Annotated in this window: 13 protein-coding genes; 11 read left to right on the top strand and 2 right to left on the bottom strand. The window is 72.0% G+C overall.

Annotation, left to right across the window (positions count from 1 at the left end; genetic code table 11):
* Window positions 1–228: 228 nt before the first annotated feature.
* Entirely contained in the window at window positions 229–1335 is a 1107-nt protein-coding gene (locus O7597_RS13990; RefSeq protein ID WP_093404137.1) for a citrate synthase 2, read from the bottom strand.
* A 254-nt stretch (window positions 1336–1589) separates the two neighbouring features.
* On the opposite strand from O7597_RS13990, the gene pdxH reads away from it, so the two are divergent.
* From pdxH to O7597_RS14025, 7 genes are all read left to right on the top strand, one after another.
* Window positions 1590–2243, top strand: a complete 654-nt coding sequence (gene pdxH, locus O7597_RS13995; RefSeq protein WP_281582908.1) for a pyridoxamine 5'-phosphate oxidase — start codon at window positions 1590–1592, stop codon at window positions 2241–2243.
* Window positions 2240–3580: an MFS transporter gene (locus O7597_RS14000; RefSeq protein ID WP_281582909.1), complete on the top strand. Its 1341-nt coding sequence runs from the start codon at window positions 2240–2242 to the stop codon at window positions 3578–3580. Before pdxH ends, O7597_RS14000 begins: the two co-directional genes overlap by 4 nt.
* Window positions 3581–3591: 11 nt before the next feature.
* On the top strand, window positions 3592–4521 hold the full coding sequence (locus tag O7597_RS14005) for an aldose 1-epimerase family protein (RefSeq protein WP_269740173.1): 930 nt from the start codon (window positions 3592–3594) through the stop codon (window positions 4519–4521).
* 40 nt (window positions 4522–4561) lie between these two features.
* On the top strand, window positions 4562–5164 hold the full coding sequence (locus tag O7597_RS14010; protein ID WP_269740172.1) for a nitroreductase family protein: 603 nt from the start codon (window positions 4562–4564) through the stop codon (window positions 5162–5164).
* Window positions 5165–5352: 188 nt separating this feature from the next.
* The gene (locus O7597_RS14015) at window positions 5353–5658 is read left to right on the top strand and encodes a type II toxin-antitoxin system VapB family antitoxin (RefSeq protein ID WP_093404142.1); all 306 of its coding nucleotides are present in this window, start codon (window positions 5353–5355) and stop codon (window positions 5656–5658) included.
* Window positions 5655–6815 carry an acyl-CoA dehydrogenase family protein gene (locus tag O7597_RS14020; protein WP_269740171.1) on the top strand — a complete coding sequence of 387 codons (1161 nt, stop codon included), beginning with the start codon at window positions 5655–5657 and terminating at the stop codon, window positions 6813–6815. The genes O7597_RS14015 and O7597_RS14020 overlap by 4 nt, the downstream gene beginning before the upstream one ends.
* A 98-nt stretch (window positions 6816–6913) precedes the next feature.
* Window positions 6914–7666, top strand: a complete 753-nt coding sequence (locus O7597_RS14025; protein ID WP_269740170.1) for a DUF4230 domain-containing protein — start codon at window positions 6914–6916, stop codon at window positions 7664–7666.
* 159 nt (window positions 7667–7825) lie between these two features.
* On the opposite strand, the gene O7597_RS14030 is transcribed toward O7597_RS14025, so the two are convergent.
* Entirely contained in the window at window positions 7826–8032 is a 207-nt protein-coding gene (locus O7597_RS14030) for a PspC domain-containing protein (RefSeq protein WP_164446398.1), read from the bottom strand.
* Window positions 8033–8480: 448 nt separating this feature from the next.
* On the opposite strand from O7597_RS14030, the gene O7597_RS14035 reads away from it, so the two are divergent.
* The 4 genes from O7597_RS14035 to O7597_RS14050 all read left to right on the top strand — a co-directional run bounded on the left by O7597_RS14035 (window position 8481) and on the right by O7597_RS14050 (window position 13669).
* Complete coding sequence (locus O7597_RS14035; protein ID WP_281582910.1) at window positions 8481–9923, top strand: L-serine ammonia-lyase; 1443 nt, start codon at window positions 8481–8483, stop codon at window positions 9921–9923.
* Between the two features lie 64 nt (window positions 9924–9987).
* The gene (locus O7597_RS14040) at window positions 9988–10815 is read left to right on the top strand and encodes an ABC transporter permease (RefSeq protein WP_281582911.1); all 828 of its coding nucleotides are present in this window, start codon (window positions 9988–9990) and stop codon (window positions 10813–10815) included.
* On the top strand, window positions 10815–11561 hold the full coding sequence (locus O7597_RS14045) for an ABC transporter ATP-binding protein (RefSeq protein WP_269740167.1): 747 nt from the start codon (window positions 10815–10817) through the stop codon (window positions 11559–11561). The genes O7597_RS14040 and O7597_RS14045 overlap by 1 nt, the downstream gene beginning before the upstream one ends.
* A 41-nt stretch (window positions 11562–11602) precedes the next feature.
* Window positions 11603–13669 (top strand): DUF5941 domain-containing protein, encoded by a 2067-nt coding sequence (locus O7597_RS14050; protein WP_281583251.1) that lies wholly within the window; start codon window positions 11603–11605, stop codon window positions 13667–13669.
* Window positions 13670–13673 lie beyond the last annotated feature (4 nt).

Below are 13673 nucleotides of genomic sequence, written 5' to 3' on the forward strand. Positions count from 1 at the left end.
GGGCGTGGACCGACGGCGGACGCGTGCACGGTCGCACGGCGTTGCCGGGTCGGAGCCCGTCCGGCAGCGCTGCCGGACTTCATCCTCGCACCCGTCGCCGCCGGTCCGGGCGCTGGTCCCATCCTGAACCATGAGGCGTCCGCCACAGCCACCTGACCTGGCCTGCTGCCTGAGCGAGTCGGAAAAGGGCCCCTCCACCATCCGGCGGAGGGGCCCTGTCGGGGCAGATCAGACGTCGTGCGGGACGGCGTCCCAGCCGTCGACCTCGTGCGGCTTGCGGGTGCCGGGGCCGACGTAGCGGGCCGAGGGACGGACCAGCCGCTGGAGCTTCTTCTGCTCCAGGATGTGCGCACTCCAACCGCCCATCCGGGCACAGGTGAACATGGAGGTGAACATGTGCGCCGGTACCTCGGCGAAGTCGAGCACCACGGCCGACCAGAACTCGACATTCGTGGCGAGCACCCGGTCCGGCCGGCGGGCCTGCAACTCGGCGAGGGCCGCCTTCTCCAGGGCCTCGGCGACCTCGAAGCGCGGGGCACCCAGCTCCCGGGCGGTGCGGCGGAGCACCCGGGCGCGTGGATCCTCGGCCCGGTAGACCCGGTGGCCGAAGCCCATCAGCCGTTCACCCCGGTCGAGCACCCCCTTGACGTAGCCCTCCGCGTCGCCGCTGCGCTCGACCGCCTCCAGCATGGTCAGCACCCGCGACGGCGCGCCGCCGTGCAACGGGCCGGAGAGCGCGCCGATGCCCGAGGAGATGCAGGCGGCGGCGTCGGCCCCGGTGGAGGCGACGATCCGGGCGGTGAAGGTGGAGGCGTTCAGGCCGTGCTCGGCGGCCGAGATGAAGTACGCGTCGACGGCCTTGACGTGTCGAGGGTCGGGCTCCCCGCGCCACCGCTTCATGAAGCGCTCGACGACCGTCTCCGCCTTGTCGATCTCCTTCTGCGGGACCGCGGGCAGGCCGAGGCCGCGAGCCGACTGGGCGACGAAGGAGAGTGCGGTGACCGAAACCCGGGCGAGGTCCTCGCGGGCCTGCTCGTCGGAGATGTCCAGCAGCTGCTGCAAACCCCAGTAGGGAGCGAGCATGGCGACGGCGGACTGCACGTCGACCCGGATGTCGCCGGAGTGCACCGGCACCGGGAACGGCTCGGCCGGCGGCAGGCCCGGGCCGAAGCGACCGTCGACGAGCAGCGCCCAGACGTTGCCGAAGGAGACCTGGCCGATCAGGTCCTCGATGTCGACCCCGCGATAGCGCAGCGCACCGCCCTCGCGGTCGGGCTCGGCGATCTCGGTTTCGAAGGCCACGACGCCCTCAAGTCCGGGTTTGAAATCGGCCATCTCACTACTCCTGGTGTGTGGTCGGTGCGCCCGCCCGGGCTCGGTGCCCCGGCCCCGGCCGGGTGAGCGCCTTAGGCGACCCTCAGGGATGTGTTCGTGACATCTTGCCTGCTGGGGGCCGGGTGCGCGAGACGCTGTCAATGTGCTGCTGGCGACATCCCGCTTGCCGGGCCCCATCCGGCATCGACAAGACTGGGCCGGACGGGCTGGTCGCCGGGTGCGTACCGGTCCCACGGGGGAGGAGCGGGAGCGTGATGGGGGACACACCGGTGCCGGCCGGGATGCGGCACGAGTACGCCGCCGAGTCCGGCCTGACGGAGAGCGGACTGGCCGCTGACTGGCACGCCCAGTTCGACAGGTGGTTCGCCGACGCGGTCGCCGCCGAACTGCCGGAGCCGAACGCCATGGTGTTCGGCACCGCCGACGCCGCCGGGCGGCCGAGCGCCCGGACGGTGCTGCTCAAGGGGTACGACCCGGCGGGTTTCGTGCTGTTCACCAACTACGGTTCCCGCAAGGGCGCCGAGGTGGCCGCCAACCCGTATGCCAGCCTGCTGTTCCCCTGGTTTCCGATGCAGCGGCAGGTGATCGTCGCCGGTCCGGTGGAACGACTCGACCGGGCCGAGACGGAGGCGTACTTCGCCAGCCGGCCGCGTGGTTCGCAGCTCGGCGCCTGGGCCAGCGCCCAGTCGTCGGTGCTGCCGGACCGGGCCGCCCTCGACGACGCGTACCGGGCGGCGGCGGAGCGCTTCGCCGACGTGGACCCGATCCCCGCGCCGCCGCACTGGGGCGGGCTGCGGGTGCGCCCGGACTCGGTGGAGTTCTGGCAGGGCCGGGCCAGCCGGCTGCACGACCGGCTGCGGTTCCGGCGTACCGAGGCGGGCTGGGTCGTGGAGCGGCTGGCACCGTGACCGTCAGCAGCACCGACCGGCCGCGTGAGCAGCGCCGCTGGGCGATCGACCTGCGTCCGCTGCGGGTGCCGGCGTACCGGCGGCTCTGGCTCGGCAACGCCATCGCGATGTTCGGTTTCCAGTTCACCGCCGTCGCGGTGCCGGTGGAGATGTACGCGCTCACCGAGGACTCCCTCTGGGTCGGTCTGCTCGGCGTCGCCGCCTTCGTACCGCTGCTGGTCTTCGGGCTCTGGGGTGGCGCGGTCGCCGACGCCATCGACCGGCGGCGGGTGCTGCTGGGCGGCTCGGTCCTGCTCTGGGTGGCCGTGCTGGGGCTGCTGGCCCAGGCGCTGCTCGGCGTCGGCAGCCCGATCCTGCTGCTGGCCCTGGTGGCGCTGAGTTCGGTGGCGTTCGCGATCTCCGGGCCGGCCCGGGGTGCGCTGGTGGCCCGGCTGGTGCCGGCCGAACTGGTGCCGGCGGCCACCACGTTGAACTTCACCACCGCGATGGCGACCGCGGTCCTCGGACCGCTGGCCGCTGGCCTGATCCTGGCGATCTGGGATCTCGGGGTGGCGCTGCCGGTCGCGTACGCGGTGGACGCGACGCTGCTCGCCGCCCTGGTCTGGGCGGCTCTGCGGCTACCGGCCATGCCACCGGAACCCGACCCGGACGGCGTGCCCCGGCAGGCGGGGCTGCGCAGCATCGTCGACGGCGTCCGGTACCTGGCCGCCAGTCCGGTGCTGCTGCTCTCCTTCGCCATCGACCTGATCGCGATGGTGTTCGCCTTCCCTCGGGCCCTCTTCCCCGAGGTGGCCACCGAACGGTTCGGTGGTGGCGCGGCGGTGGGCTGGCTCTACAGCTCCATCGCGATCGGCTCGCTGCTCGCCGGCCTGGTGTCGGGTTGGATCGGCCAGGTCCGCCGGCAGGGTCTGGTGCTGGTGCTGGCCGTGGTCGGCTGGGGCGTCGCGGTGGCGTTGGCCGGACTGGCCGGTCAACTCTGGCTGGTGGTCGTGCTGTTGATCCTGGCTGGCGCCGCCGACCTGGTCAGCTCGGTGGTACGGCAGTCGATGCTGCTGGTCTACGCGCCGGACCGGATGCGCGGCCGACTCCAGGGCGTCAACACCGTGGTGGTGGCCGGTGGTCCGCGCCTGGGTGACCTGCGGGCCGGTGCGATGGCGGCCGGGTTCGGCGGTGGGGTGGCCTGGGTCGGCGGCGGGGTCACGGCGGCGGTGCTCGCGGTGCTGCTCGCCGTGGCATTCCCGGCGCTGACCCGCTACCGGCCGCCGACCGGGGACGGCGGGCACGAGCCCGACGCCGGCCGCCGACCGCGGCGAGCGGACAACGGCGCCGGCGGCTAGGGTCTGGCGACATGGACAGCCGCGATCCGCTTCCCCTGTCGGGAGCCCAGTGGAGCATCTCGGCCGCCGGTCACGAGGCGGTCATCGTCGAGGTGGGCGGCGGGCTCCGCGCCTACCGCCAGGACGGGGTCGAGCACCTCGACGGGTACGCCACCGACGAGGTGTGCCCGGGCTCGGCGGGGCAGGTGCTCGCACCCTGGCCGAACCGGATCCGCGACGGCGTCTACACCTTCGGCGGGCAGTCCCGGCAGCTGAACCTGACCGAGCCGGAGCGGCACAACGCCATCCACGGCCTGGTGAACTGGGCGTCGTGGCACCTGATCGAGCAGAAACCCGACGAGGTCACGGTCGGCTACGACCTGCTGCCGCAGCCCGGGTATCCGTGGCCGCTGCGGCTGCGTACCAGGTGGAGCGTGGGCGCCGACGGGCTGCGCGCCGAGCACGAGGTCACGAACGTCGGCACCGAGGCGGTGCCCTTCGGTTTCTCGGTGCACCCCTACCTGCGACTGCCGGGGGTGTCCGTGGAGGACATCGCCCTGCGCGTACCCGGTCGGACCCGGCTGCTGCTGGACGGTCGGCTGCTGCCGGTCGGCGCGGCCGTGGTGGCCGGCACCGAGTACGACTACACCGAGCCGCGGCGCATCGGTGACGCGGTCCTGGACCTCGCCTTCGGGCAGGTGAACCGGGACGACGACGGTGGCTCCTCGGTGACGCTGACCGGGCCGGACCCCGAGGTCGGGCTGCGGATCTGGGCCGACGACCAGTTCGGCTGGTGGCAGGTCTTCACCGGTGACACCCTGACCGGCGAGCGGTTCCGCCGGTCAGTGGCGGTGGAGCCGATGACCTGCCCGCCGGACGCGTTCCGGTCGGGCCGGGATCTCATCACCCTGGCACCGGGCGACACCTGGCGCGGCAGCTGGGGCATCCGGCCCGGCGTCTGACGTCCGGTCGTCGACCGGGCGGGCAAGTGAGGAGTGCGGCGTGGAGTTCGCGGAGGTGGTCCGGCGACGCCGGATGGTGCGCAACTACGACCCGGACCGGCCGGTCCCGCCGGAGGTGCTGGAACGGCTGCTGGAGCACGCGGTGCGCGCCCCGTCGGCCGGGTTCTCGCAGGGCTGGGGCTTCCTGGTGCTGGAGTCGCCGGAGGACCGGGAGCGGTTCTGGACGGCCAGCACCCCGGAGGGCGGTGGGATGCAGCGCTGGCTGACCGGGATGCGCCGGGCCCCGCTGATCGTGGTGCCGCACGCCAACCGCTCGGTCTACCTGGAGCGGTACGCGGAACCCGACAAGGGCTGGGCGGACCGGTCGACTGATCGTTGGCCGGTGCCCTACTGGTTCGTCGACACCGGCTTCGCCGCACTGCTGATGATGCTCACCGCCGTGGACGAGGGGCTGGGTTCCTGTTTCTTCGGCATCCCACCGCAGCGACTGGAGTCCTACCGGGAGGCGTTCGGTGTGCCGGAGGCGTACCACCCGATCGGTGCCCTCACTGTCGGTTATCGGGCGGCCGACCACCGGTCACCGTCGCTGCGTCGGGGACGCCGTCCGGTGGACGAGGTCGTCCGACGGGGGCGGTGGAGCTGACCCGAAGCGGTGGTTTCGTCCGGTTGAGAACCGGACGACCGGTCGCGAAACTGGCATCAGGGAACAGAACGTGGGGTGCGGGGTCCGGCTACGCTGGCACGGTCATCGGCGCCGCAGGTCGCGGCGCCGTACCGCGACCCGGCCCGGTGTCGCGGTACCGGCCCGGCCGGGGGAGGGGAGCGTCCGTCGTGATCTTCAGAGCGGTCCGGGACGGGCGTCCCTATCCGGAACACAACCTGACCCTCAAGCAGTGGGCGGAGATTCCGCCCCGCCCACTGCGCCTGGACCAGCTCATCACCACCAAGCGCGAGCTGGCGTTGGACAAGCTCCTCGCCGAGGACTCCACCTTCTACGGTGACCTGTTTCCGCACGTCGTGCAGTGGAACGGCGGTCTCTACCTGGAGGACGGCCTGCACCGGGCACTGCGTGCCGCGCTGCAGCAGCGCAACCAGATCCACGCCCGGGTGTTCGTGCTCGCCGAGGCGGTCGAGTGACCCCCGTCGACCTGCTCGACCTGGATGGGTCGCTGACCGAGGAGGAGCGACAGATCCGCGCCGTCGTGCGCCGGGTGGTCGACGATCTGGTCCGTCCGCACGTCGCCGGCTGGTACGAGGCCGGCCAGGTGCCGGCCCGCGAACTGGCCCGCGAGTTCGGCAAGCTCGGCCTGCTCGGCATGCACCTGACCGGGTACGGCTGCGCCGGCTCGACGGCCGTCGCGTACGGGTTGGCCTGTCTGGAACTGGAGGCCGGTGACTCGGGTGTCCGGTCGCTGGTCTCGGTGCAGGGTTCGCTGGCCATGTACGCGATCTGGCGCTACGGCAGCGAGGAGCAGAAGCAGCGCTGGCTGCCGGCGATGGCGGCCGGCGAGGCGATTGGCTCGTTCGGGCTGACCGAGCCCGATCACGGCTCCGACCCGGCCTCGATGGCCACCCGGGCACGCCGCGACGGCGACGACTGGGTGCTCGACGGCAGCAAGATGTGGATCACCAACGCGCCGATCGCCGACGTGGCGGTGATCTGGGCACGCACCGATGCCGGCGTGCGGGGTTTCGTCGTACCGATGGACACCCCGGGAGTGACGGCGCGGGAGATCACCCGGAAGATGTCGCTGCGCGCCTCGTCGACCGGGGAGATCTCCCTCGACGGCGTGCGGCTGCCGGCGGACGCGCGGCTACCCGACGCGACCGGACTGAAAGCGCCGCTGAGCTGCCTCACGGAGGCCCGGCACGGCATCGTGTGGGGCGCGCTCGGCGCGGCCCGCGACTGCCTGGAGACCGCCCTGACGTACGCGACGACCCGTACCCAGTTCGGTCGACCGCTGGCCGGTTTCCAGCTGACCCAGGCGAAGCTCGCCGACATGGCGGTCGAGTGGAACAAGGGCTACCTGCTGGCGCTTCAGCTCGGCCGGCTGGCCGACGGCGGAAAACTGCGCCCGGAGCAGGTGAGCGTCGGCAAGCTGAACAACGTACGGGAGGCGCTGGCGATCGCCCGGCAGTGCCGGACCATTCTCGGCGCCAACGGGGTCTCCGGGGACTATCCGGTGCTGCGGCACGCCAACAACCTGGAGAGCGTGCTGACCTACGAGGGCACCTCGGAGATCCATCAGCTGGTCATCGGGCAGCGGCTCACCGGCGTGTCGGCGTTCGCCTGAACCTGGCCCGGTTCATCTGACGGGCTCGGCGAGCGGCTGTCGTAGGTTGGGCTTACCGTCATCACCAGAGACGGCGTCTGACGAGGACGGTGAGGGCGATGGCACGCGACGGCGACATCAACGAGCCCACCAGCAGGTTTACCGACCACCGGTCGGGCGATGTGCTCACGGACGACGCGGACACACCACCGCCGGCTCCCCGCTCGGGCGGCGGAGCGGTCCGCGCCCTGCTCTGGGTGCTCGGCGCCGCGGCGCTCGCGGTGGTGGTGCTGCTCGGCGTGCAGACCACCGGGATCCTGCCCGAGTTCCGCAACCCGTTCGCCAAGGAGCAGACCGACCGCACCCAGCCCGCGCTGCTGGAGTCGATGCAGGACCTCAGCCGCTACGTGGCCGCCGAGGGCAACTTCCAGGTCGTGGTCGACCTGCAGAACGACCGGCGTAACGTGCCGGACTGGCTGCTCAACCAGCGGACCTTGTTCGTCGGGTCGGGCAGCGTCGAGGCGTACGTCGACTTCACCACCCTCACCGAGGGGGCGATCGTGCAGTCGGCCGACGGCAAGTCGGTCGAGATCAAGCTGCCGGCACCGCAACTCGCCGAGACCAACCTCGATCTGGAGAAGAGCTACGTCTTCGCGGAGGAGCGCGGCCTGCTCAACCGCGTCGGTGACCTGATCGGCGGTGACCCGAACCGGCAGCAGGAGGTCTACCGGCTGGCCGAGGACCGGATCACCGCGGCGGCCCGGGACAGCGGCCTGAACGCCCGCGCCGAGGAGAACACCCGCAAGATGCTGGAAGGGCTGCTCCGCTCGCTCGGCTTCGAACAGGTCACCGTCACCTACATCGCCCCCTGACCACCCCCACCCCGCCGTGCGCCGCCAGGCGGCAGCAACTTCATGGTTGTTGTCGCCTGCCGCGCGCCGGATACAGCAACAACCCTGAAGTTGCGCTCTCGATGACGGCGCGACGGCACGGGGGTGGGGTGTGGGTGGGCGGGGGTGTGTGGGTGGGGGTCAGTGGCTGGTGGCCAGGTGGCGGTCCTCGTTGGGCATGATGATCCAGAGCGCCAGGTAGACGATCACCTGGGTGCCCGGCAGCAGTAGCGACAGCAGGAACAGCAGCCTGATCATCCCGGCCGAGGTGCCGAACCGGCGGGCCAGGCCGGCGCAGACGCCAGCGAGCATGCGCCCCTGGCGGGGCCGGACGAGTTTGCGGCTCATTTCTTGTCACTTCCCCTCTGCGGCGTTCCGCCGCTGCTGAAGTCAACGCTAGGGACGGATGGCCGCCCTGCCCTCGGTCGGGAGGAGGAAGGCCACCCCGCTGACCCGTAGGTGCTTACCCGCGTGGGATCCACGCGACGCCTCCCGTCGGGATCAGGAGTGGCTGCGACGCCGAGGGGGGAGCAGATTCACTCCGGCGGACGCTGTCGCGTCGAACCGTCCGCGTCGTCACGGGGGGTGATTCGTCTGCGCCGTCAGCTCGACAGCGCGCAGGTCGGTCATGGTCGCGGACCGGGTAGTAGGCTCGCTGGTCGGACGCCCCCACCCGGGCGTCTCCAGGGCCGGACCGCACCGGAGACCGGCCACGACCGGGTCGGCTCCCGCAGCACGGGGCCGACCACGACCGGCCGCTGACCGGTAACCCCGGCGACGGCGAGAAGGCACAGTAATGATCAGCGTGTTCGACCTGTTCAGTGTGGGTATCGGGCCGTCCAGCTCGCACACGGTGGGGCCGATGCGGGCGGCGCGTACCTTCGTCGCCGGACTCAAGGCCGACGGTCTGCTCACCGACACCGCCCGGGTACGGGCCGAGTTGTTCGGTTCCCTCGGCGCCACCGGGCACGGGCACGGCAGCGACCGGGCGGTGCTGCTCGGCCTGGCTGGCGAGGCGCCCGAGACGGTCGACACGGACAGCGTCGAGGGGCGGGTCGGCCGGATCCGGGCGGAGCACCGGCTGCCCCTGCTGGGTACGCACGAGATCGACTTTGACCCGGAACGGGACCTGACGCTGCACCGTCGCCGGTCGTTGCCGTACCACCCGAACGGGATGATCTTCTCGGCGTACGACGCGGGCGGGGCCGAGGTGCGGACGCGTACCTACTACTCGGTGGGTGGCGGGTTCGTGGTGGACGAGGCGGCGGCCGGGGCGGACCGGATCAAGCCGGACAGCACGCCGGTCCGGTACCCGTTCCTCACCGGCGCGGAGCTGCTCGACGTGACCGCCGCGACCGGGCTGTCCATCAGCGAGATCATGCTCGCCAATGAGGTGTCCCGGCGGGCCGAGGCGGACGTCCGGGCCGGGTTGCTGGACATCTGGCGGGTGATGCGGGAGTGCGTCGAGCGCGGCTGCACCCGGGACGGCACCCTGCCCGGTGGCCTGAAGGTGCGCCGCCGCGCCGCCGAACTCCGGCGCAGCCTGGAGGCCGACGCCACCGCCCCGACCGCCGAGGCGCCCGCCGCCGCGCCGCTGACCGGTGGGGTGCTCGCCGGCCCGGTAGCCGGCGCCGGTGCGGACCCGTTGCACGTGATGGACTGGGTGACGCTGTTCGCGTTGGCGGTCAACGAGGAGAACGCGGCCGGTGGTCGGGTGGTGACCGCGCCGACCAACGGGGCGGCCGGGATCATCCCGGCGGTGCTGCACTACTACACGCGGTTCGTGCCGGGTGCCTCCGACGAGGGGGTGGTGCGGTTCCTGCTGGCGGCCGGTGCCATCGGGGTGCTGTTCAAGGAGAACGCGTCGATCTCCGGCGCGGAGGTGGGTTGCCAGGGCGAGGTCGGTTCGGCCTGCTCGATGGCCGCCGCCGGCCTGGCCGAGGCGCTCGGCGGCACGCCGGCCCAGGTGGAGAACGCCGCCGAGATCGGCATGGAGCACAACCTGGGCCTGACCTGCGACCCGGTCGGTGGCCTGGTGCAGATCCCGTGCATCGAGCGCAACGCGGTGGCTAGCATCAAGGCGATCACCGCCGCCCGGCTCGCGCTGCGCGGGGACGGCGTGCACGCCGTCTCGCTCGACAAGGTCATCAAGACCATGCGGGAGACCGGTGCCGACATGAAAATCAAGTACAAGGAGACGGCGCGCGGTGGCCTGGCCGTCAACGTGATCGAGTGCTGAGTGCTCGTCGGGCGGCGTTCGCCGGCTGCTAACCTGTCGTCCGTTCAGCAGGCGGGAGGCGGCGGTGACCTCTGGCGTCGGGGCGTTGTGGTCGCACCGCGGCTCGCTGCGCATCCTGGTCCGGCGCGACCTCGCGGTGAAGTACCAGCAGTCGGTGCTGGGCTACCTCTGGTCGTTGATCGAGCCGCTGGGCATGGGCGCGATCTACTGGTTCGTCTTCGGCGTGCTCTACTCCCGCGACACCAACCGGCATCTCGGCGAGGCCGCCGGGTCGTACCCGCTGTTCCTGATCACCGGGATCTTCGCCTGGATGTGGACCAGCTCGGCGTTGAGTGAGGCCACCCACGCGCTCACCGGCCAGGCCCGGCTGATCACCACGATGAACGTGCCGCGGCAGGTCTTCCCGATCGGCCGCGTGGTCGGCCGCTTCGCCGAGTACGCCGCCGGCCTGCCGATCCTCGTCGCCATCGCGATCTGGTACGCGGCACAGGGCCGGATCGAACCGGGCTGGTCGCTGCTCGCCCTGCCGCTCGCGGTGCTGGTGCAGGCGATCCTGCTGATCGGGCTGGCGTTGCTGCTGTCCGCGTTCAACGTGCTGATGCGCGACGTGGAGCGGTTCATGCGCCTGGTCATCCGGGTGCTCTTCTACGCCACGCCGATCATCTACCCGCTGAGCCTGGTCCGCGACTCCGGCCTGCCGGGCTGGCTCCGGGTGAGCTACGAACTCAACCCTCTGGTCGGCATCTTCCAGCTGCACCATGCGGTGTGGTACCCGGACGAGTTCCCGGGTGCCCGGTTGCTCGCCACCACCATCGGCACCAGCCTGCTGCTGCTCGTGGCCGGCTGGTGGGCGTTCCGCCGGCTCGAACCCGCCGTGCTCAAGGAACTCTGATGGGTGAGCCGATCATCGAGGCGGAGGGCCTCGGCATCCGGTTCGTCCGCAACCGCCGCCGGCAGCTGCGACTGCGGGAGCTGTTCATCCACCGGGGTACGCGGGGTGCCTCCGACGGCCGGTTCTGGCCGCTGCGCGACGTCTCCTTCTCAATCACGCCGGGGGAGACCGTCGGGGTGATCGGCCGCAACGGCACCGGCAAGAGCACCCTGCTCCGGCTGATCGCCGGGGTGCTGATCCCCGACGAGGGACGGATCCGGGTCTCGGGCGACGTCGCGCCGTTGCTGGAACTCTCCGCCGGCTTCTCCAACGACCTGACCGGGCGGGAGAACCTGTACCTGGTCGGCGGCCTGCACGGGCTGTCGTCGGGCTACCTGAAACGGCACTTCGACGAGATCGTCTCATTCGCCGGTGAGCAGGTGGAACGCGCCATCGACACCTCGGTGCGGCACTACTCGTCCGGGATGAAGGTGCGGCTCGGTTTCGCGATCATCTCGCACCTGCCGCACCCGATCCTGCTGATGGACGAGGTGACGGCGGTCGGCGACGCCGAGTTCCGCAAGAAGTGCTACACGACCATCGACCGTCTGCTCGGGGAGGGGCGCACTCTGGTGCTGGTGTCACACAACGAAAAGGATCTGACCCGGTTCTGCCGTCGGGGGCTCTTCCTCGACGCGGGCCGGCTGAGCGTCGACGGCACGATCGCCGAGGCGCTGGCCGCGTACCACGACGCGGTTCCCCGGTGACCCTCGCGATCGTGCTCGCCGCCGCATCACCGGCCGCGAGCCTGCCGACCGGTACCGGCGAGACGATTGGTGACCGGCTGGCCAGCCAGTGGCGCCGGGCCGGCGCGAGCGAGGTACGGGTGGTCGCGGACCTCGACGAGCTGGCCGATCTGGCGGGCTCGGCCGACGGCCCGGTGGTGGTCAGCGGGGCCGACCTGGTCGCGCACACGGCCGTCCTGCGGCACCTGCTGACCAGCCCGGTCGGGCCGACCGTGGCGCTGGTGCTCACCGATCCGCCCACCGAGGGTCGGACGGTGCTGCGCGAGGAGCGCGGTCAGGTGGTCGAGGCGGGCCGCGCCGAGCAGTTGGTGGGCGGCGCGGCCACCGGCACGTTCGGCGGCGCGGTCCGGGTGGGCCGGGAGGACGTGCCCGCGCTGGTGGCCGCCGCCCGTGCGGTTGCCGCCGGTCGGCTACCGGCCGGAGCCGTCCCGGTCGACCTGTTCGAACCGGCCCGGCCGGTCGACCGGCCGGACGGGGCGGCCGGGCCCGCCGTGGACCGGCTCTTCGCCGCCCTCACCGGGCAGGGTGCGCTGGTCTTCGCGCACCGGGTACGCCTGCTCGTCGCGCACCGGGTCGACGAGGCCGCCGGCCTGAGCCGGGCGGAGGCGGCGGTGGCCGCCGTCGACGAGGACCGGGCCGAGCTGCGGCTGTCGGTGAAGGAGAAGGACGACTTCTTCACCACCTACTTCGTCAGCACCTGGTCGCCGTACGTCACGAAGGTCTGTGCCCGGTTGGGGTTGAGCCCGACGGCGGTGACCATGGTGTCGGTGGCCTTCGCGGTGGCCGCGGCGGCGCTCTTCGCCGCCGGTGGCCGGCCGCTGCTGGTGGTCGGCGCGGTGCTGCTCTACCTCGGGTTCGTGCTGGACTGCGTGGACGGTCAGCTGGCGCGGTACACCCGCAACTTCAGCGCCTGGGGCGGCTGGCTGGACACCATGGCCGACCGGGCGAAGGAGTACCTCGTCTACGCCGGGCTCGGCCTCGGCGCGACCCAGGCCGGGTTCCGGTACGGCTGGGCCCTCGCGATCGCCGCGATGACCATGCAGACCGTGCGGCACCTGACCGACGCGTGGTACGGCGTGCTGCACGACGAGGCGGCGCGCCGGCCGAAGAGCGTCGGTGGAGGTGGCGGTGGCATCGGCGACCGGCTGAACGCGGCGTCGACCCGGGTGCAGGCGGACACCGGCTCGTTGTCGTACTGGCTCAAGCGCACGGTGGTCTTCCCGATCGGAGAGCGGTGGGCGTTGATCTCGCTGGCCGTGGCGCTCTTCGACCAGCGGATCGCGCTGTTGGCGGTGCTGACCTGGGGCGCGCTGGCGTTCGCGTACACCGGTGGGCTGCGTACGCTGCGGGCCCGCTGGATGTGGGTGCCGGTGCTGGACACGCTGGACGCGACCCTGCACCGCGACGACGGTCCGCTGGCCGCCCGGCTACCGGTGCTGCGGCGGCCGGGGCCGCTGGCGCTCGCGGTGGTGGCGGCGCTCGGCGCGGCGATCCTGCTCCTGCTCGGGCTGGTGCTCCGCCTGCCGGCGCCGGCCGTGGACCTGTTCGGGGCCGGCGACGCGGCCGGGGAGATCGATTCGGCGGACTGGTGGCGGTGGACGGCCCTGCCGGCGGTGTCGTCGGTCGCGGTGCCGGTGGCGCTGGTGGTGCTGCTGGTCGGCGCGGCCGGGGCGCGGGCGGCACACAACGGGCCGCTGGACTGGCTGGTGCCGGCGGCGCTGCGGGCGGCCGAGTTCCTGTTCGCCATCGCGGTCGGGCTGATCGGCGGAGCACCCCTCTGGCTGATCTTCGGGTACCTCTTCGTGCTCACCCTGCACCACTACGATCTGGTCGCCCGGCTGGAGAAACGGCAACCGGCGCCGCCGCTGCACGCGGCCACCCTGGGCTGGGAGGGGCGATCGGTGGTGCTGGCAGTGGCGACGATCGCCGGAATCGTGAGTATTGGTCTGACTACACTCGGTTCTTACCTTCTGGTGCTCTTCGTGGCGAGCGTGGTGCTGGCCTGGTTCGTCCGGCCGGCCCGGGCCACGCGGGTGCCGGCGGGTGCCGGAGGTCGCGCGACGCACTGAGGAG

Source organism: Verrucosispora sp. WMMC514, from assembly GCF_027497295.1.
Lineage (GTDB): Bacteria > Actinomycetota > Actinomycetes > Mycobacteriales > Micromonosporaceae > Micromonospora > Micromonospora palythoicola.

Bases quoted from the DNA above. Each gene is read 5' to 3' on its own strand.
- O7597_RS13990 (WP_093404137.1), bottom strand. From the start codon at position 1,335: ATGGCCGATTTCAAACCCGGACTTGAGGGCGTCGTGGCCTTCGAAACC.
- pdxH (WP_281582908.1), top strand. From the start codon at position 1,590: ATGGGGGACACACCGGTGCCGGCCGGGATGCGGCACGAGTACGCCGCC.
- O7597_RS14005 (WP_269740173.1), top strand. From the start codon at position 3,592: ATGGACAGCCGCGATCCGCTTCCCCTGTCGGGAGCCCAGTGGAGCATC.
- O7597_RS14025 (WP_269740170.1), top strand. From the start codon at position 6,914: ATGGCACGCGACGGCGACATCAACGAGCCCACCAGCAGGTTTACCGAC.
- O7597_RS14030 (WP_164446398.1), bottom strand. From the start codon at position 8,032: ATGAGCCGCAAACTCGTCCGGCCCCGCCAGGGGCGCATGCTCGCTGGC.
- O7597_RS14035 (WP_281582910.1), top strand. From the start codon at position 8,481: ATGATCAGCGTGTTCGACCTGTTCAGTGTGGGTATCGGGCCGTCCAGC.
- O7597_RS14045 (WP_269740167.1), top strand. From the start codon at position 10,815: ATGGGTGAGCCGATCATCGAGGCGGAGGGCCTCGGCATCCGGTTCGTC.